9 protein-coding genes, 2 tRNA genes and 2 pseudogenes are annotated in these 13,064 nt (G+C 73.7%); 7 read left to right on the top strand and 6 right to left on the bottom strand.

Going from position 1 to position 13,064, the window contains the following annotated elements; genetic code table 11:
• Nucleotides 1-107: 107 nt before the first annotated feature.
• Together ABT245_RS28300 and ABT245_RS28295 are read right to left on the bottom strand one after the other, a co-directional pair.
• On the bottom strand, nucleotides 108-998 hold the full coding sequence (locus tag ABT245_RS28300; protein ID WP_351738514.1) for a DUF2797 domain-containing protein: 891 nt from the start codon (nucleotides 996-998) through the stop codon (nucleotides 108-110).
• 67 nt (nucleotides 999-1,065) lie between these two features.
• Nucleotides 1,066-1,467: an HGxxPAAW family protein gene (locus tag ABT245_RS28295; protein ID WP_351738511.1), complete on the bottom strand. Its 402-nt coding sequence runs from the start codon at nucleotides 1,465-1,467 to the stop codon at nucleotides 1,066-1,068.
• Nucleotides 1,468-1,585: 118 nt separating this feature from the next.
• On the opposite strand from ABT245_RS28295, the gene ABT245_RS28290 reads away from it, so the two are divergent.
• On the top strand, nucleotides 1,586-2,077 hold the full coding sequence (locus ABT245_RS28290; protein WP_351738509.1) for a MarR family winged helix-turn-helix transcriptional regulator: 492 nt from the start codon (nucleotides 1,586-1,588) through the stop codon (nucleotides 2,075-2,077).
• Nucleotides 2,078-2,112: 35 nt separating this feature from the next.
• Here the strand turns inward: ABT245_RS28290 and ABT245_RS28285 are convergent.
• A pseudogene (locus ABT245_RS28285) lies at nucleotides 2,113-2,437 on the bottom strand (hypothetical protein).
• Between the two features lie 279 nt (nucleotides 2,438-2,716).
• On the opposite strand from ABT245_RS28285, the gene ABT245_RS28280 reads away from it, so the two are divergent.
• The 4 genes and pseudogenes from ABT245_RS28280 to ABT245_RS28260 all read left to right on the top strand — a co-directional run bounded on the left by ABT245_RS28280 (nucleotide 2,717) and on the right by ABT245_RS28260 (nucleotide 5,479).
• Nucleotides 2,717-3,229 carry a type 1 periplasmic-binding domain-containing protein gene (locus tag ABT245_RS28280; protein WP_351738507.1) on the top strand — a complete coding sequence of 171 codons (513 nt, stop codon included), beginning with the start codon at nucleotides 2,717-2,719 and terminating at the stop codon, nucleotides 3,227-3,229.
• A gap of 174 nt (nucleotides 3,230-3,403) precedes the next feature.
• A pseudogene (locus ABT245_RS28270) lies at nucleotides 3,404-3,659 on the top strand (winged helix-turn-helix transcriptional regulator); the annotation flags it as partial.
• Nucleotides 3,660-3,812: 153 nt separating this feature from the next.
• The gene (locus ABT245_RS28265) at nucleotides 3,813-4,613 is read left to right on the top strand and encodes a MerR family transcriptional regulator (RefSeq protein ID WP_351738505.1); all 801 of its coding nucleotides are present in this window, start codon (nucleotides 3,813-3,815) and stop codon (nucleotides 4,611-4,613) included.
• A complete protein-coding gene (locus tag ABT245_RS28260) occupies nucleotides 4,610-5,479 on the top strand; it encodes a hypothetical protein (RefSeq protein ID WP_351738502.1) in 870 nt (289 codons plus the stop codon). The genes ABT245_RS28265 and ABT245_RS28260 overlap by 4 nt, the downstream gene beginning before the upstream one ends.
• Before the next feature lie 182 nt (nucleotides 5,480-5,661).
• Here the strand turns inward: ABT245_RS28260 and ABT245_RS28255 are convergent.
• From ABT245_RS28255 to ABT245_RS28245, 3 genes are all read right to left on the bottom strand, one after another.
• Nucleotides 5,662-5,734, bottom strand: a tRNA-Arg gene (locus ABT245_RS28255).
• 260 nt (nucleotides 5,735-5,994) lie between these two features.
• Nucleotides 5,995-6,750, bottom strand: coding sequence for a hypothetical protein (locus ABT245_RS28250; protein WP_351738500.1), 756 nt, complete (start codon nucleotides 6,748-6,750; stop codon nucleotides 5,995-5,997).
• Nucleotides 6,751-6,868: 118 nt separating this feature from the next.
• Nucleotides 6,869-6,962: transfer RNA gene (locus ABT245_RS28245), tRNA-Ser, on the bottom strand.
• 171 nt (nucleotides 6,963-7,133) lie between these two features.
• Between ABT245_RS28245 and ABT245_RS28240 the strand changes: the two genes are divergently transcribed.
• Nucleotides 7,134-7,658 carry an SSI family serine proteinase inhibitor gene (locus ABT245_RS28240; RefSeq protein ID WP_351738497.1) on the top strand — a complete coding sequence of 175 codons (525 nt, stop codon included), beginning with the start codon at nucleotides 7,134-7,136 and terminating at the stop codon, nucleotides 7,656-7,658.
• Nucleotides 7,659-8,192: 534 nt separating this feature from the next.
• On the top strand, nucleotides 8,193-13,031 hold the full coding sequence (locus ABT245_RS28235) for a PAS domain-containing protein (RefSeq protein ID WP_351738495.1): 4,839 nt from the start codon (nucleotides 8,193-8,195) through the stop codon (nucleotides 13,029-13,031).
• Nucleotides 13,032-13,064: the final 33 nt, after the last annotated feature.

Genomic DNA, 13,064 nt, shown 5'->3' with positions numbered 1-13,064 from the left:
CCAGTCGCCCCCGTACCCGTCACGCGCGCGCTTCCCAGCGGTGATCGGCCGTGTCCCCCACGATCGCCGGCGGCACCGGGCTGCCCACGCCCGGCCGTGGGGACCGCTCAGAAAAGCTCGTCCTGAACCCCTCTCTCCTCCCTGAACCTCCGCACGGGCACCGTCACCCCGCCGGCCCCGCCGGCCCCTGGCAGGGCCGGAACCAGCTCCCATCCGGTCATCAGCCGGGTGTCCAGGACGACCGTCCCGCGCTCGGTGGCGAGGTGCAGATCCGGCCCCGCCAGCGCGACCAGCTCACCACTCACACCCCCGCCCGCGACCAGCTCGCCGACCTCGCCGTACGCGGGCGCGAGGCCCGCCGCCAGCCCGAACACCCCGGCATGGTCGACGGGCCGGAACGGCTCCCTGGCCAGCGCCTCGGGCCAGGCGTCGAGCGCCACGGCGCGCGCGTGCAGCGCCTCGATCTCGGCCGCGTGCTCGGCCGGCGTGCCGGGCAGCGCCGACCGCACCGCCCGTTTGACGCCGTACGGGATCCGGTCCGGCACCCGCAGCGCGGCCCTCAGCAGCTCCTCGGCGCGGCGGGCGGCCATCAGCGGGCCGCGGGCGAGCCAGCTGAAGCAGACGGCGCCCTGTTCGAGGAGGCGCGCCGAGCCCCGTTCTTCGGCGGTGATCCCGACCTTGACCAAACCCGGGCCGAACCACGCCAGATACACGTGGTACGGCCGGGGGTCGTCCGCGACGGTGTCGGCGGCCACGGAGTGCGCCCGCTCCAGCCGTGCGCACTCCTCGCACCGCGCGCCCGTGCTCCGCCCCGACACGGCCGCCCGCACCGGGCAGGGATGCCCGCGCGCTCCCACACATGTCCGCACACCCCCCTCCAGGACCCCGAAGGCCACCCGTTTCCCCCGGGGCAGCGTGCTTCTACGCCCCCCGTCCCACGCCAGCACGGGGCCGTCCACGGCCCACCGCAGCCCCGCGCACTTCCACGCCTGTGCCATCACCCCCGACACTAGACCCACCCACTGACAACGTCCCTGGCCTCGTCGGGCCGCCGGGTCCCGGCGGTCAGTTCCCCGTCTCCGCGACCGCCGACCGAGGGTCCTCGGGATCCGGACCGGTCGTCACCGCCGCCGCCGTCGCCGTCACTGCCGCCGTCATCGCCGTGTGCCGCCCGCGTCCCGCGAGCCGGCAGGCCACGCACCCGGGATGTCCGTCCCGCGCCCCGGCGTCCCTGACGCGCAGGCCCCAGGCCGCCCGGGACCGCGGCCCCGGCGCCTTGCCCCAGCCGACGAGGTGCAGCAGCCAGGTGACGAGGACCGCCACCACGACGATCCCGACCCCGACGCCCGCCAGCGCGACGGAAGTCATGACCACTCCCAGGCCCGCGACCGTGGCCCCGACGGTCGCGATACAGGCCCCGGCCCAGCCGGCAACCGTATGCCCCTCGTCGTGCAGATGTCCGCTCACGTTCCCGCCTCCCGTTCCTGGGCAGGGCAAGTCCGCCCCCTGGCGTGAGGGCCTAGACTCCCTCACCACGGAAGGAATTTAGCCTCAAATCCCTCACGAGCTAAGGTAATTGAGAACCATGGACGGCATGCCGCGCCCCGGCGCCATCCCGGCACAGGCACTGTCGGCGATGGACCATCTGATCGCGGCCCACCTCATCGGACAGCAGGAACTCGCCCGCCGTCTCGGCCTGAACGTCACCGACCTCACCTGTTTCGGCTTCGTCCTGGAAGCCGGCGACGACCTGCTCACCGCCGGCGACCTGGCGGCCCGCGCCCATGTCAGCACGGGCGCGGTGACCGGAATCCTCAACCGGCTCGAACGCGCCGGCTACGTCAGCCGCCGCCCCGACCCGACCGACCGCCGACGCGTCCGCGTGGCCGCGGAACCGGACGCCGTCGCCCGCGTCGAGGCCGTGTACGCGGGCCACCACAAGCGGCTCGACGCCCTGTTCGCCGCCCACTCCCCCGACGAACTCGCCGTCATCACCGACTGGTTCACGCGCGCGACCGCGCTGGCCCACGAGTACCTGGAGAAACTCGACCACAACGACTTGGAAGAGGACTGCTGACCCCACCTCCCCCGGCCGGGGCGCGTCCCGGTTCCCTACCGACGCCCGCCGAACTCCCGGTCGTGGACCTCGATTTCGGCGTACCCGTGCGGGGTCAGGACGGCGCGGGCCGTGTTCCGGTCCGGCGCACCGCCGTTGGCGGCGTCGAGTCCGGCGCCCGCACCGGCGTCGCCGTACCCAGCCAGGTGTCACCGTCGTCGGACGACAGCGGCCCGTACGCGATCACCCCGTCCGCTGCCCTCGGCGCCGTGTGCGCCCCACGTCGGCGTACCGGTCCATGGAGGACCAGCGCTCCTCCACGAGTTCCGTGCGCAGCGCCATGGAGCCCGGCCGGTCACGGTGGTAGCGGAAGAATTCCAAGCCCCACAGTCTCGACTGCCGCACGCCGCACGCCGCACGCCCCACGCCCCACGCCCCACGCCCCACGCCCCACGCCGCACGCCGCACGCCGCAGGCCGCAGGCCGCAGGTTGCAGGTTGCACGCCGCAGGCCGCAGGCCGCACGGAGCGTCGCGTCGGCCAAGCCCGCCCCACGGGCCCCGCCACCGCACCCCACACGGACGGCCCGGCCCACCAAGCCCGCCCCACAAGCCCCGCTGCCGCGCGCCGCCGGACGGTGGGGTGCCGCTAGGGTCGCCCCATGGGTGCCGCCATAGCCGCCATGGTCACTGCCGTCGTCGGGGTCCTCGGCACGCTCTTCGCGCCCCTGGTCACGACCTGGGCGGCCAAGCGCCAACGGGCCGAGGAGCGCCGGACCGAGGAGAGCAGACGGCGCTTCGAGGAGCGGCGCTCCGCCTACACGGCGATGAACCGGGCCTCCCGCCACTTCCACACCATGCTGAAGGACGCCCTGCACCGGATGCGGGACGGGGTCTACACCGACGACGACCGCGTCCAGGTCGAGGAGGCCCGCCGCGACTACCGCGACCGCTACGCCGAAGCCCAGATGATCGTCCCCGAGACGGTGCTCAAGGCATCCCGCGAGGTGAACGTCGTCCTGGCCGCGGCCGACGCCACCGCCAAGCGCATCGATCGCGGCCTGACGCGCGCAGGGGAAAGCGCCGAACAGGCACTCCTGGACCTCAAGGCCGTGGAACCCCGGCTCACCGCCATGCGCCGCATCATGCGCGAGGACCTGGGCCTGCCCGACTGACCGGCCCGCGCGGGGACGACGGGGGCGACGGGGACGACGGGGACGACGGGGACGACAAGAGGCGGGGGCCAGGCGGCCGGTCAGCGGACCAGCAGGTCGCTCACGCCCTTCAGGTCCTCGTCGCCACCGCCCTCGGCCAGGCGCCGGCGCATCAACGCGAAGTACGGGTGGGGCATGACCACACTGAACCGGCCGGGTGCACCGGACGGGCATGTCTGCGGGATCGACGCCGCGACGGAGGTGATCGGCGGCAGGTGGCAGGTGCTGATCCGCTGGGCGCCGCACGAGCCCCCACCGCCGCTTCGGCGAACTGCGCCGGCTGCTTCCCGGAGTCAGCGAGAAGGTGCCGGCCTCGCACCCGCGCGAGCTGGAAACGGACGGCATCGTGCGCCGTATCTCCTACGACGAGGTCCTGCCCCACGGCTCGTACCAAGGTCGCCTGCGTCATCCCCATCACCTGCGTCATCCGCATCGCCTGCGCCACTGCATCGCCTGCGCCACCGCATCGTCTGTGTCATCCGCATCGTCTGCCGTGAACGGCATCGCTTGACCTTGTCGCGGCGACAACGTTTCTACTGGTGCCATGCGCATCGGAGAACTCGCCGGCGTCGTCGGCGTCACCACCCGCGCCGTGCGGCACTACCACCGCATCGGGCTGCTGCCGGAGCCGCCGCGGCAGCCCAACGGATACCGCGAGTACACGCTGCGCGACGCCGTCGAACTGGCCCGCGTCCGCCGACTGACCGAGCTGGGCCTGAGCCTGGACGAAGTGAAGGACGTGCTGGCGGACGACGCGGGCAAGGACTTCGTAGAGATCCTCGCCGAACTGGACGCCGACCTGGCCCGCCAGGAGGAGGCCATCCGAGAGCGCCGCGTCCGCCTGGGCCACCTCCTCAAGCAGGCCGAGCGGACCGGGCGGTTGCCCGCCGAGGCCCCGGTCTCGCCCGAACTCGCCGCCCTCTTCGAGACCATGGCCCGCGCGGCGGAACGGCTGCCCGGACCGGAGCCGGTGATGGCCGCCAAGGAACGGGAACTGCTGGCCCTGCTGGAGACCGGCGCGCCGGGCGGCGACCGCGGCTGGCTCCACGCCATGGGGCAGAGCCTGAGTGCCGACACCGAGGCCATACGGCGCACCTACGCGGCATACGCCCAGATGGACGCGCTGGCCGAGGCGGCCGAGGACGACCCGCGGGTGGAGCGGACCGCGCGGGCCATCGCCGAGAGCATCCCGGACGAGGTGGCGCAGGCACTGATCGCCACGGAAGGCAAGGAGGGATCAGGTGAGGAGGACGGTTTCACGGATGCCCTCTTCGCCGAATTCGCCCCCGCCCAGGCGGTGGCCGTGCGCCGCGCCGTCGACTTGCTCAGGGAGCGTGCCGGGTGAAGGCGCTGCGAAGGGCCGTGCGCTGGGGCTTCGCCACGCTCGCGCCCTGCGAGGTCGTGATCGTGCTGTGTGTGGCCGGCGGGGTGCGCGTGGCACCGGCGGTTTGGCTGGCGGCGGAACTGGCAGTGCTCGTGCTCATGGCCGGAGCGACCGCACTGGTCGTCCTCGACTACCGACGGCACCGCCGCACAGGTCTGCACCGTCGCTCCGCGTTCCTGGCCGCGATCGCCGACAGCGTCCCGGTGTCCGTGCGCAAGCTGATCAGCCATGAGATCACCCTCGCCACCAGCCTCTTGCGCTGGGTGACCCGCCGCGGGCCGCACGGAGTGCGCGACGGCGACCACCTGGTCCCGTACGCGCCGGCCCAGTCGGCAACCATGTACGGCCTGCTGTTCGTCTGCGTCGTCGAGACCGTCGCCCTCGCTTGTGTGATCCCCTGGCCGGTGGTGCACGCCGTCACCCTCGTCCTCGACCTCTGGGGCTGTTACTTCCTGCTCGCTCTGCACACCTCCTGCGTGGTGCGCCCCCATGTGATCGGCGCCGACGGCGCGCTGCGCCTGCGCTACGGCGCGCTGCTGGACATCCGCGTCCCGGCCGACCGCATAGCCTGCGCCCGTGTGGACCGGAGATTCCCGGACGGCAAGCCGGCCGCAGCAGATGCGAGTGGCGTGGCCGACCTGGCCGTGGCCGGCCTGACGACGGTCACCGTCGAACTCACCGAGCCCGTCCGGTACGTACGCGTCCTCGGCAAGCAAGCCGAGGCCCGCGCCTTCCGCTTCTACGCGGACGACCCCGTGTCCGCGGTCGCGGCGCTGCGGGCAGCCGGCAGATCGCGTCCCGGCCCCGTCAACGCCTCGGACCGGTAGTCAGCGGCGTCCAGAAGGACTCGGGACACGGAAGGACCCCATACGAAGGGGATCACGTCGGCGGGGCGCCCATGACCCACACCCCGCTACGGCTGGTGCCGGAACCGGCCGATCTCGACCCGTTGCTGTACGCCCTCGAAACGCCAGAAGCCCCGGAGTGATCCGGGGCCTCTGACGTGCTGTGCACTCGGCAGGATTCGAACCTGCAACCTTCTGATCCGTAGTCAGATGCTCTATCCGTTAAGCTACGAGTGCTTGTGTTGTTTTTCTTGCCGCTCGCGGTCCTTCTGGCCCGCTCGCGGCGACAGGAAGAACATTACATGACTGCCGCCGCCATGTGAAATCCATTGCGCTCACCCCTGTGACCTGCGAAAACACCCGGACGGCGGGGTGGTGGGGACAATGACACCGAGGCCCCGGTCCAGAGGGGCCGGGGCCTCGGTGATCAGGTGCGGAGGCGGAGGGATTCTCGCCTGGTAGGGGCGGCGGGGCGACCGGATCGCCCTTCTTCGGGGTCACTCGGCGGTGGCCTTGGGCGGCTCGACGGGGCCGAAGTCTCCCTCGGCGGGGGCAGTGAGCTGGTCGCGCAGCTCGGGGTCGGCGTAGATCTCGGCGGTCGACTTCCAGGAAACGACCAGCGGTGCGATCGGGCTGACGGTGCCTAGTTCGGACGATGCCCGCGCGGTCTCCATGAACTCGATCAGGAACTCGCGGACTGCTTCTGTGGGCAGGAACCGAACCCAGGGGAACGCTTCAGAAAAGACGCGGGTGAGGGTGTCGATCGCGTTGGGGTCGGTGTTCATGAGGGCGACGAAGACGCGGGTAGTCGAGTCGACGATCTGAGCGGCTTCCTCGACGCGCCCCTGTTGCCCGGTGCGAGCCTGCGGCTGCGAGACAGGGTTGAGCGGCACCAGGACGATGGAGGTGACGGGTTTGCCGTCCTCTGTGGCCTCGCCGTTCAGGGCTACCTGGTGGAGTCCGAAGGTGATGTCGGTGAACTCTTCGTCGTCCTTCTGCTTGCCCCTCTTGAGCGTCACCTGACTGTCGAGCAGGCCCTTGCCCTTGCGCTCCACTCCCGGCTCGGTCTGTAGCGCGCCCTTGACGGCGGTGGCACCGCGACCCCGGTCGCTGTCGTGGCCAGCGTGATGCACGAGGAGAACACAGCCGCCCGACGCCGCCCGAAGCTGCTCCATGCGGTCGACGACCTCGGGGACGATGGAGACCCGTGGCGATGCTGATGCGCGGCTGCCGGCGCGGATCGCAGCGTTCATCCCGCGCCAGAACCGCCTCGCCGCCGTTGGTGCCGGCACGGTGCCATCACGGGGCTGAAATGGGGTCCGGAAACGACTCAGGGAGCCCAGCCCTCTTGGGCCGAACTCCCTGGTCAGATGGCGGAGGCGGAGGGATTTGAACCCTCGATGGGCTTTAAGGCCCAAACCGCATTAGCAGTGCGGCGCCATAGACCGGACTAGGCGACGCCTCCAGCACTACCCCTCACGCGAGCGCGCGAGTGGTGCGTGCAGATGATGACACAGTCGAGCGTGCTGTCACCAATCGCCCCCCACGGTACTAGGCAGGCGGGCCGCAGAGCAAAGCCCTTGTCCTCGGTGGGCCTGCCGCGCAACGTCCGGCGGTCTCAGGCGTTGGTCAGGTCATGTCGCTGCTCACCTCGCGAACCGTCGGCTCCGCCGTCGCCCTCGCCGCCGCCTCCGCGCTCTCCGTCACGGCGCTCTCCGCCGTCGCCGCCGCACCCGCCGTCGCCGCCACCTCCGCCGCCGTCTCCGGGGCCGCCGGGGCCGCCTCCGCCTCCGCGCCGCCGCCCGTCCGGGGCGAGGACCGGCCCGCCGGCTCCGGCGACCGGCTGATCGTCACCGTGCGCTACGCCGGCCCGGGGCGCGACGGGACGTACGAACTGGTCTGCCACCCCGCCGCCGGAAGTCACCCGGATCCGCGGCGGGCCTGCGCGGCCGTCGAGCGGAACACCCACTGGGGCAGCGATCCGTTCGCGCCGGTCCCGGCGGACAGCGTCTGCACGATGATCCACGGCGGACCGGCGACCGCCCATGTCACCGGCAGCTGGGCCGGACGCCCGGTAAACGCCACGTACAAGCGGAGCGACGGGTGTGAGATCGCGCGCTGGAACCAGATGGTGCCGCTCCTGCCGGACCTGGGTTCCTGACGCCACGGCGGCGAGCCGCACCACCTGTCCACGGCGCCCAGCCGTAGCACCCAGCCGCAGGGGCCGACCGTAGCCACCCAGCCGCAGGGGCCGACGGTAGCCACCCAGCCGCAGGGGCCAGCCGTAGCGCCCGGCCGCAGCATCCGTCCGCTGCTGCCGGGCGCTGCGGCCATCCGCGGCAACCGTCCGACGCGACCGGGCCGACGGGTGGTCCGCCGGAGGGGCGGATGGGCGAACGGGCGTCAGGCGATCGGGTGACCCGGCTGTCGGGACGAGGGGGCGCGGACTGTTCGTGGCGGAATCCCCGGTCCGGTGGTGGCGGAATCCCCGGTCCGGTGAAAGTCCCGCGGAGGTCTCACGCGGCCGACGGCATGCGGTCACACGTTCCCCGTCACTTCGTTGTGCGACCTCCCTCTCATCCGGCGTCCCCAGCGCAACCGCTGCCCTTAGACTCCCTCGCGTGACACGCTGCGAGCCGGTTGGCAAGATGGCACGAGCGATCGGCAAAGTGCGGTAACAGGGAGGAAGCGTCTCGTGAGCAGCAGGCCATCCCGAGGCGCTGCTCGCCTCGCAGCCATACTGGACGCGCTGCCCGACGCGTTGGTGCTGGTCAACGCCAATGGGACCGTCGTCAACGCCAACACCATCGCGCTGGAGACCTTCGAGACCCCGGGCACCGCCCTGGTGGGGCGCGGACTGCTCGATCTGCTGCCCCAGTTCGACTCCCGTCTGATCCCGGGCTCCATGCGGCGGGCCGATCACATCGACCCGCGCGGGCGGACCAAGCCCACCCGGATGACGGCCCGGCGGACGGACGGCAGCGAGTTCCCCGTCGAGGTCACCAGCGCGAACCTGGAGAACGGGCAGCAGGCGTACGACGGTTACGGCTACACCGGCGACGAACTGCTGATGCTCGTCGTACGCGACCTGTCCGGCACCGTCGACACCGAGGCCGAGCTGGCGCGCTCGCAGCGGCAGACCGAGATGATCCTGCGGGCCGCGTCGGAAGGCGTCGTGGGCACCGACACCGACGGGCGGATCGTCCTCGTCAACCCGGCCGCCGCCCAGATCCTCGGCTACCGCGCCGGCGAACTCGGCGGCAGGGAGCTGCACACCCTCGTACTGCACTCCCGCGCCGACGGCTCGCCCTTCCCGTACGCGGAGTCGCCGCTCGCCGACACCCTGCGCTCCGGGCGCAAGCACCGGGTGCGCGGGCAGGTGCTGTGGTCCAAGGGCGACAAGCAGGTACCGGTCGATCTGACGACCGCGCCCGTACGCGACGGCGACCAACTGGTCGGCGCCGTGATGACCTTCACCGACCGGCGGTCGTACGACGCCCTGGCCGACGAGAAGGCCGCCGCGGACGAGCAGCACGCGCAGGAGATCGAGCGGCTCTCCGAGGAGCATGCCTCCGATCTCACCGCGCTGCGGCAGCAGCACGTGGCCGAGTTGGAGGAGCTGCGCGAGCGGCACGCCGAGGAGCTGGCGTCCAACGAGGAGCGGTACGCCGCGCTCGGCGAGCGGGAGAAGGACCGCTACGAGGCGCTGTCCGGCCGGCACGAGCAACTGCTCACCCTGCTCTCCGGTTCCCTGCGCGGCCCCCTCGACGAGCTGCGCCGCGATCTTGCGGCCCTCGCCGCCGACAACGCCGGCCAGCTGTGGCCGGAGGCCAACCAGGTGCTCCACCACCTGTCCGCGGGCTACTCCCGCATCACCCAGCTGATCGACAACGTCCTCGGCTACCAGCGGCTGGACGCGGGCACGGACGACATCACCCGTACGAAGGTGATGCTCGACTCGGTCGTCGCCGCGGGCGTCGACGGTGCCGTCGAGCTGGTCGGGCCGGGCCGGGTGCAGTTCGCCGTGCACGCCCCGCCCATCGAGGCCGAGGTCGACCCACAGCGGCTGGCGACCGCGCTCGCGCACCTCGTGGCGGACGTCGCCGGGGTCGATGCCACCGGTAACAGGCCCGTGTCCGCCGGGGGTTACCAGGACAACACCGTGGTGGTGGCCGCCGCGCAGCGCGGCGAGGTGGTACGGATCGAGGTCCGCGGTCCGTACGCCGGGGGAGACCCGGTGCACCAGCCGATCGTGCGCGGGATCGTACGGGCCCACGGCGGCGTGCTGCAGACGCACGAGGTGCCGGGCATGAGCGGCAGCGCGTACGTGCTCGAAGTGCCCATCGGCGGGGGTGCGGGTGCCGTCCCGCCCCCGGCCCTGCCCGTGGTCGCCGCCGACCTGCCCGCCCCGGCCGAGCAGACCTCCGGTGGCGGGCGGCGGCGGGCCCGGCGGTCCTCCGTGGACGCCTTCCTGGAGAGCGAGGTCTCCGGCGAGTCCGGCGGCGGCACGGAGGCGCCCGCGCCGACCGGGCGGCGCAGGAGGCGCGCGGCCGATGCGTCGGCGCCGGTGCCAGTGCCGATGCCGGTGCCGGTGCCGGTGCCGGTGCCTGCGGAGGGCGCGGAGGTTTCCGGCGGCACCGGCCGGCGCCGCGGGCGGCCCGCCGAGGGCGCCGGGGACGGGGACCAGGGCGTGACCGAGGGCGCCGTCATGACGGCGGCCGAGCATGCGGCGGGCACCGCCGCCTCGGGTAGCGGCCTCGGTGGGACCGTGCCGCCGCAGGGCGTGCCCGGGCCCGCCGGCCGGCGCGGCGGCGGCGAACAGCCGCAGGCCGCGCTGCCGCCGGCCCTCCCGAGCGCGGGTGCCCCGAACGCGCCACAGGCCGGGCCTCTTCCGCTCGGCGCGGCTCCGGCCGGCCCCGTGCCCGCCGGTTCCGAGGCCGCCGGTCCCGGGACGACTGGGTCCGGAGTTGCCGGATCCGGGGCGGCCGAGGGTGGGCAGCCGACCGGGCGTCGGCGTCGTGCGCTGGCCGCTGCGGCGGAGCGCGCCGCGGCGCAGGAGGCGGGGGCCCGTACGGTGTTCGCCCTGCCGCCCGCCGAGGCGGACCGCTCGCCCGAGCCCGGTGCCGGGAACGGCGGCAACGGCGAAAAGGGGGGCAACGGAGGCGGGACCGGGCAGGCGCCCGTGTCGGCATCGGGGAACGTGCCGCCTCAGGCGCCGGGGCAGGCACCCGCTCAGGTACCGGCCGTGGTCGGGGCGCAGGGCACCGTTCCGGCCCAGGGGGCGATGCCGGTCCCCGCACAGATGCCGGTCCCCGCACAGGGGTCGATGCAGGTTCCGGGACAGCTACCGGTTCCGGCCCAGGGCCAGGCACCGGTTCCGGCTCAAGGGCAGATGCCGGTCCCCACGCCAGGGCAGGTATCGGTCCCCGCACCGGGACAGACGCCGGTCCCGGCTCAAGGACAGATGCCGGTCCCCACGCCGGGACAGGCACCGGTCCCCGCACCGGGACAGACGCCGGTTCCGGCTCAAGGGCAGATGCCGGTCCCCACGCCGAAGCAGGTATCGGTCCCCGCACCAGGACAGATGCCGGTGCCAGCCCAGGGACAGATGCCGGTCCCGGCTCAAGGACAGGCGCCGGTTCCGGTTTCGAGGCAGGCGCCCGTCGCCGGGCAGGCTCAGGGGTCCGGCGTCGGTGTGCCGGGGGACAACGGCCGGCACGACGCCGTACCGCACAACCAGGCCGAGGACCACACCCCGCCCCAGCCGCACCCGACCAGCGCGCCGACGGGTCGTCGGCGGCGGGCCGTGGCCCAGCCGGGGGAGCGTCCGGCGGCGCCGGGCACGCCCGCGCAAGGCACGCCCGCGCAGGGCGGGCCGGTCCAGGGCGGGCCGGTCCAGGGCGGGCCGGCCCAGGGCGTGCCCGCCCAGGCAGAGGGCACGGCACAACCGGGCATCGCGGCGCAGGCCGTACCCGGTCCGCAGGCCCTGCCGAGCGCGGCCGTGTCCGCGCAGGGCAGCGTCGGTCAGGGTGTGCAGTTCGCCCCGGGGCAGCCGATTCCGGCGCCGGGGCAGGCCGCACTAGCGCAGCCCGTGTCGCCGCCTGCGGCGCCGGGGCAGCAGTCCCCGGCGGGACAATCCCTACCGGGACAGCCGGGACAGCCGGGACAGCCGACGCCGCCGGGACAGCCTGTGCAGCCGGGTCTGTTGCCCGCCGCCCAGCCGTTGCCCGCGGAGACCGCGCCCGTCGCTCCGGCCGCGCTGCCCGCCGCCGAGGCGACCCCGGCCCAGCCCGCGCCCGGTGCCGACACTCCGGCGCCCGGCACCCCGCTCCCCCCGGAGCGGTCAGGTGCCGAACCGCGTGCGGCCCAGCCGCTGCCCGCCGAGGCGGCCGGCGCCCCCGTGGACCCGAACTCGACGCAGGGCCGGGCGATCAGCGTGCGCACGCTGGGGCAGGGTGTGCCGTTCACCAGACAGGCGGCCCAGGCGCAGCAGCCGACGGCCACGCCTCCCCCGCACGGTCCGAACGCCACCGGCCGGCGCCGCAAGCTGGGCACGCCGCCGGATCCGGCCGCGCGCCCGGAACAGCGCACCGAGCAGGGCGCCCGTCCGCACCCGCCGACCGAGCAGCCGCCCGCGCAGCCGTCGCTCGCCGGCCAGTCGCGGCTCGCCCCGGGCACCGAGGGCGCCGGACGCTCCTACGCCATCGGCGCCCCGGACGAGAACGCCGCCGAGGGACCCGAACCGCTCGACGGTCCCGGCGGCGCGGTCGAGGTCGCCGACCCGCCGCGCCCGCAGCCGATGGACGACGAACTGCCGCCCGAGCCGCTGGACAACCCCCGTCGGCTGCTGGTGTGGCCCGCCCCGGACGTCACGACCCAGCAGGCGCTGAGCGACCGCGGCTACCGTCCGGTGATCGTGCACTCGCGCGAGGAGGTCGACGCGCAGATCGCCGCCTTCCCGGCCGCGCTGTTCGTGGATCCGCTGACCGGGCCCATCACCCGTACCGCGTTGCAGGCGCTGCGGCAGGCCGCCGTGGCCGCGGAGGTGCCGGTCCTCGTCACGGCCGGGCTCGGGCAGGCGACGCGCGAGGCGGCGTACGGGGCCGACCCCGCCGTCCTGCTGAAGGCGCTCGCGCCGCGGGACAGCGAGCAGCATCCGCCGCGCGTACTGCTCATCGAGGAGCACGCGGAGATCGCGCTGGCGCTGACCTCGACGCTGGAGCGGCGCGGGATGCAGGTCGCGCGGGCCGCGAGCGACGCCGACGCGGTGACGCTGGCCGGGCAGCTGCGGCCGAACCTGGTCGTGATGGACCTGCTCCAGGTGCACCGCCGGCAGAGCGGGATCATCGACTGGCTGCGCGCGAACGGGCAGCTCAACCGCACCCCGCTCGTCGTCTACACCGCCGCCGTCGACCAGGCCGACCTGCCCCGGCTGGCCTCCGGCGAGACGGTGCTGTTCCTCGCGGAACGCTCCACCAGCACCGAGGTGCAGGCCCGCATCGTCGACCTGCTGGCCCGCATCGGCACCAACTAGGGCACAACTAGGGCGTGTTTCGAATGTCCCGTC

Source organism: Streptomyces sp. NPDC001508 (genome assembly GCF_040298665.1).
Classification (GTDB): Bacteria; Actinomycetota; Actinomycetes; order Streptomycetales; family Streptomycetaceae; genus Streptomyces.
Note: the sequence above shows the minus strand (reverse complement) of the source record. Positions and strands in the feature narration are given on the sequence as shown.

What these genes read in the sequence shown, in the direction of transcription:
- ABT245_RS28280 (WP_351738507.1), top strand. Translation starts at nt 2,717, where the DNA reads ATGGGTGCCGCCATAGCCGCCATGGTCACTGCCGTCGTCGGGGTCCTC.
- ABT245_RS28250 (WP_351738500.1), bottom strand. Translation starts at nt 6,750, where the DNA reads ATGAACGCTGCGATCCGCGCCGGCAGCCGCGCATCAGCATCGCCACGG.
- ABT245_RS28290 (WP_351738509.1), top strand. Translation starts at nt 1,586, where the DNA reads ATGGACGGCATGCCGCGCCCCGGCGCCATCCCGGCACAGGCACTGTCG.
- ABT245_RS28240 (WP_351738497.1), top strand. Translation starts at nt 7,134, where the DNA reads ATGTCGCTGCTCACCTCGCGAACCGTCGGCTCCGCCGTCGCCCTCGCC.
- ABT245_RS28265 (WP_351738505.1), top strand. Translation starts at nt 3,813, where the DNA reads ATGCGCATCGGAGAACTCGCCGGCGTCGTCGGCGTCACCACCCGCGCC.
- ABT245_RS28300 (WP_351738514.1), bottom strand. Translation starts at nt 998, where the DNA reads ATGGCACAGGCGTGGAAGTGCGCGGGGCTGCGGTGGGCCGTGGACGGC.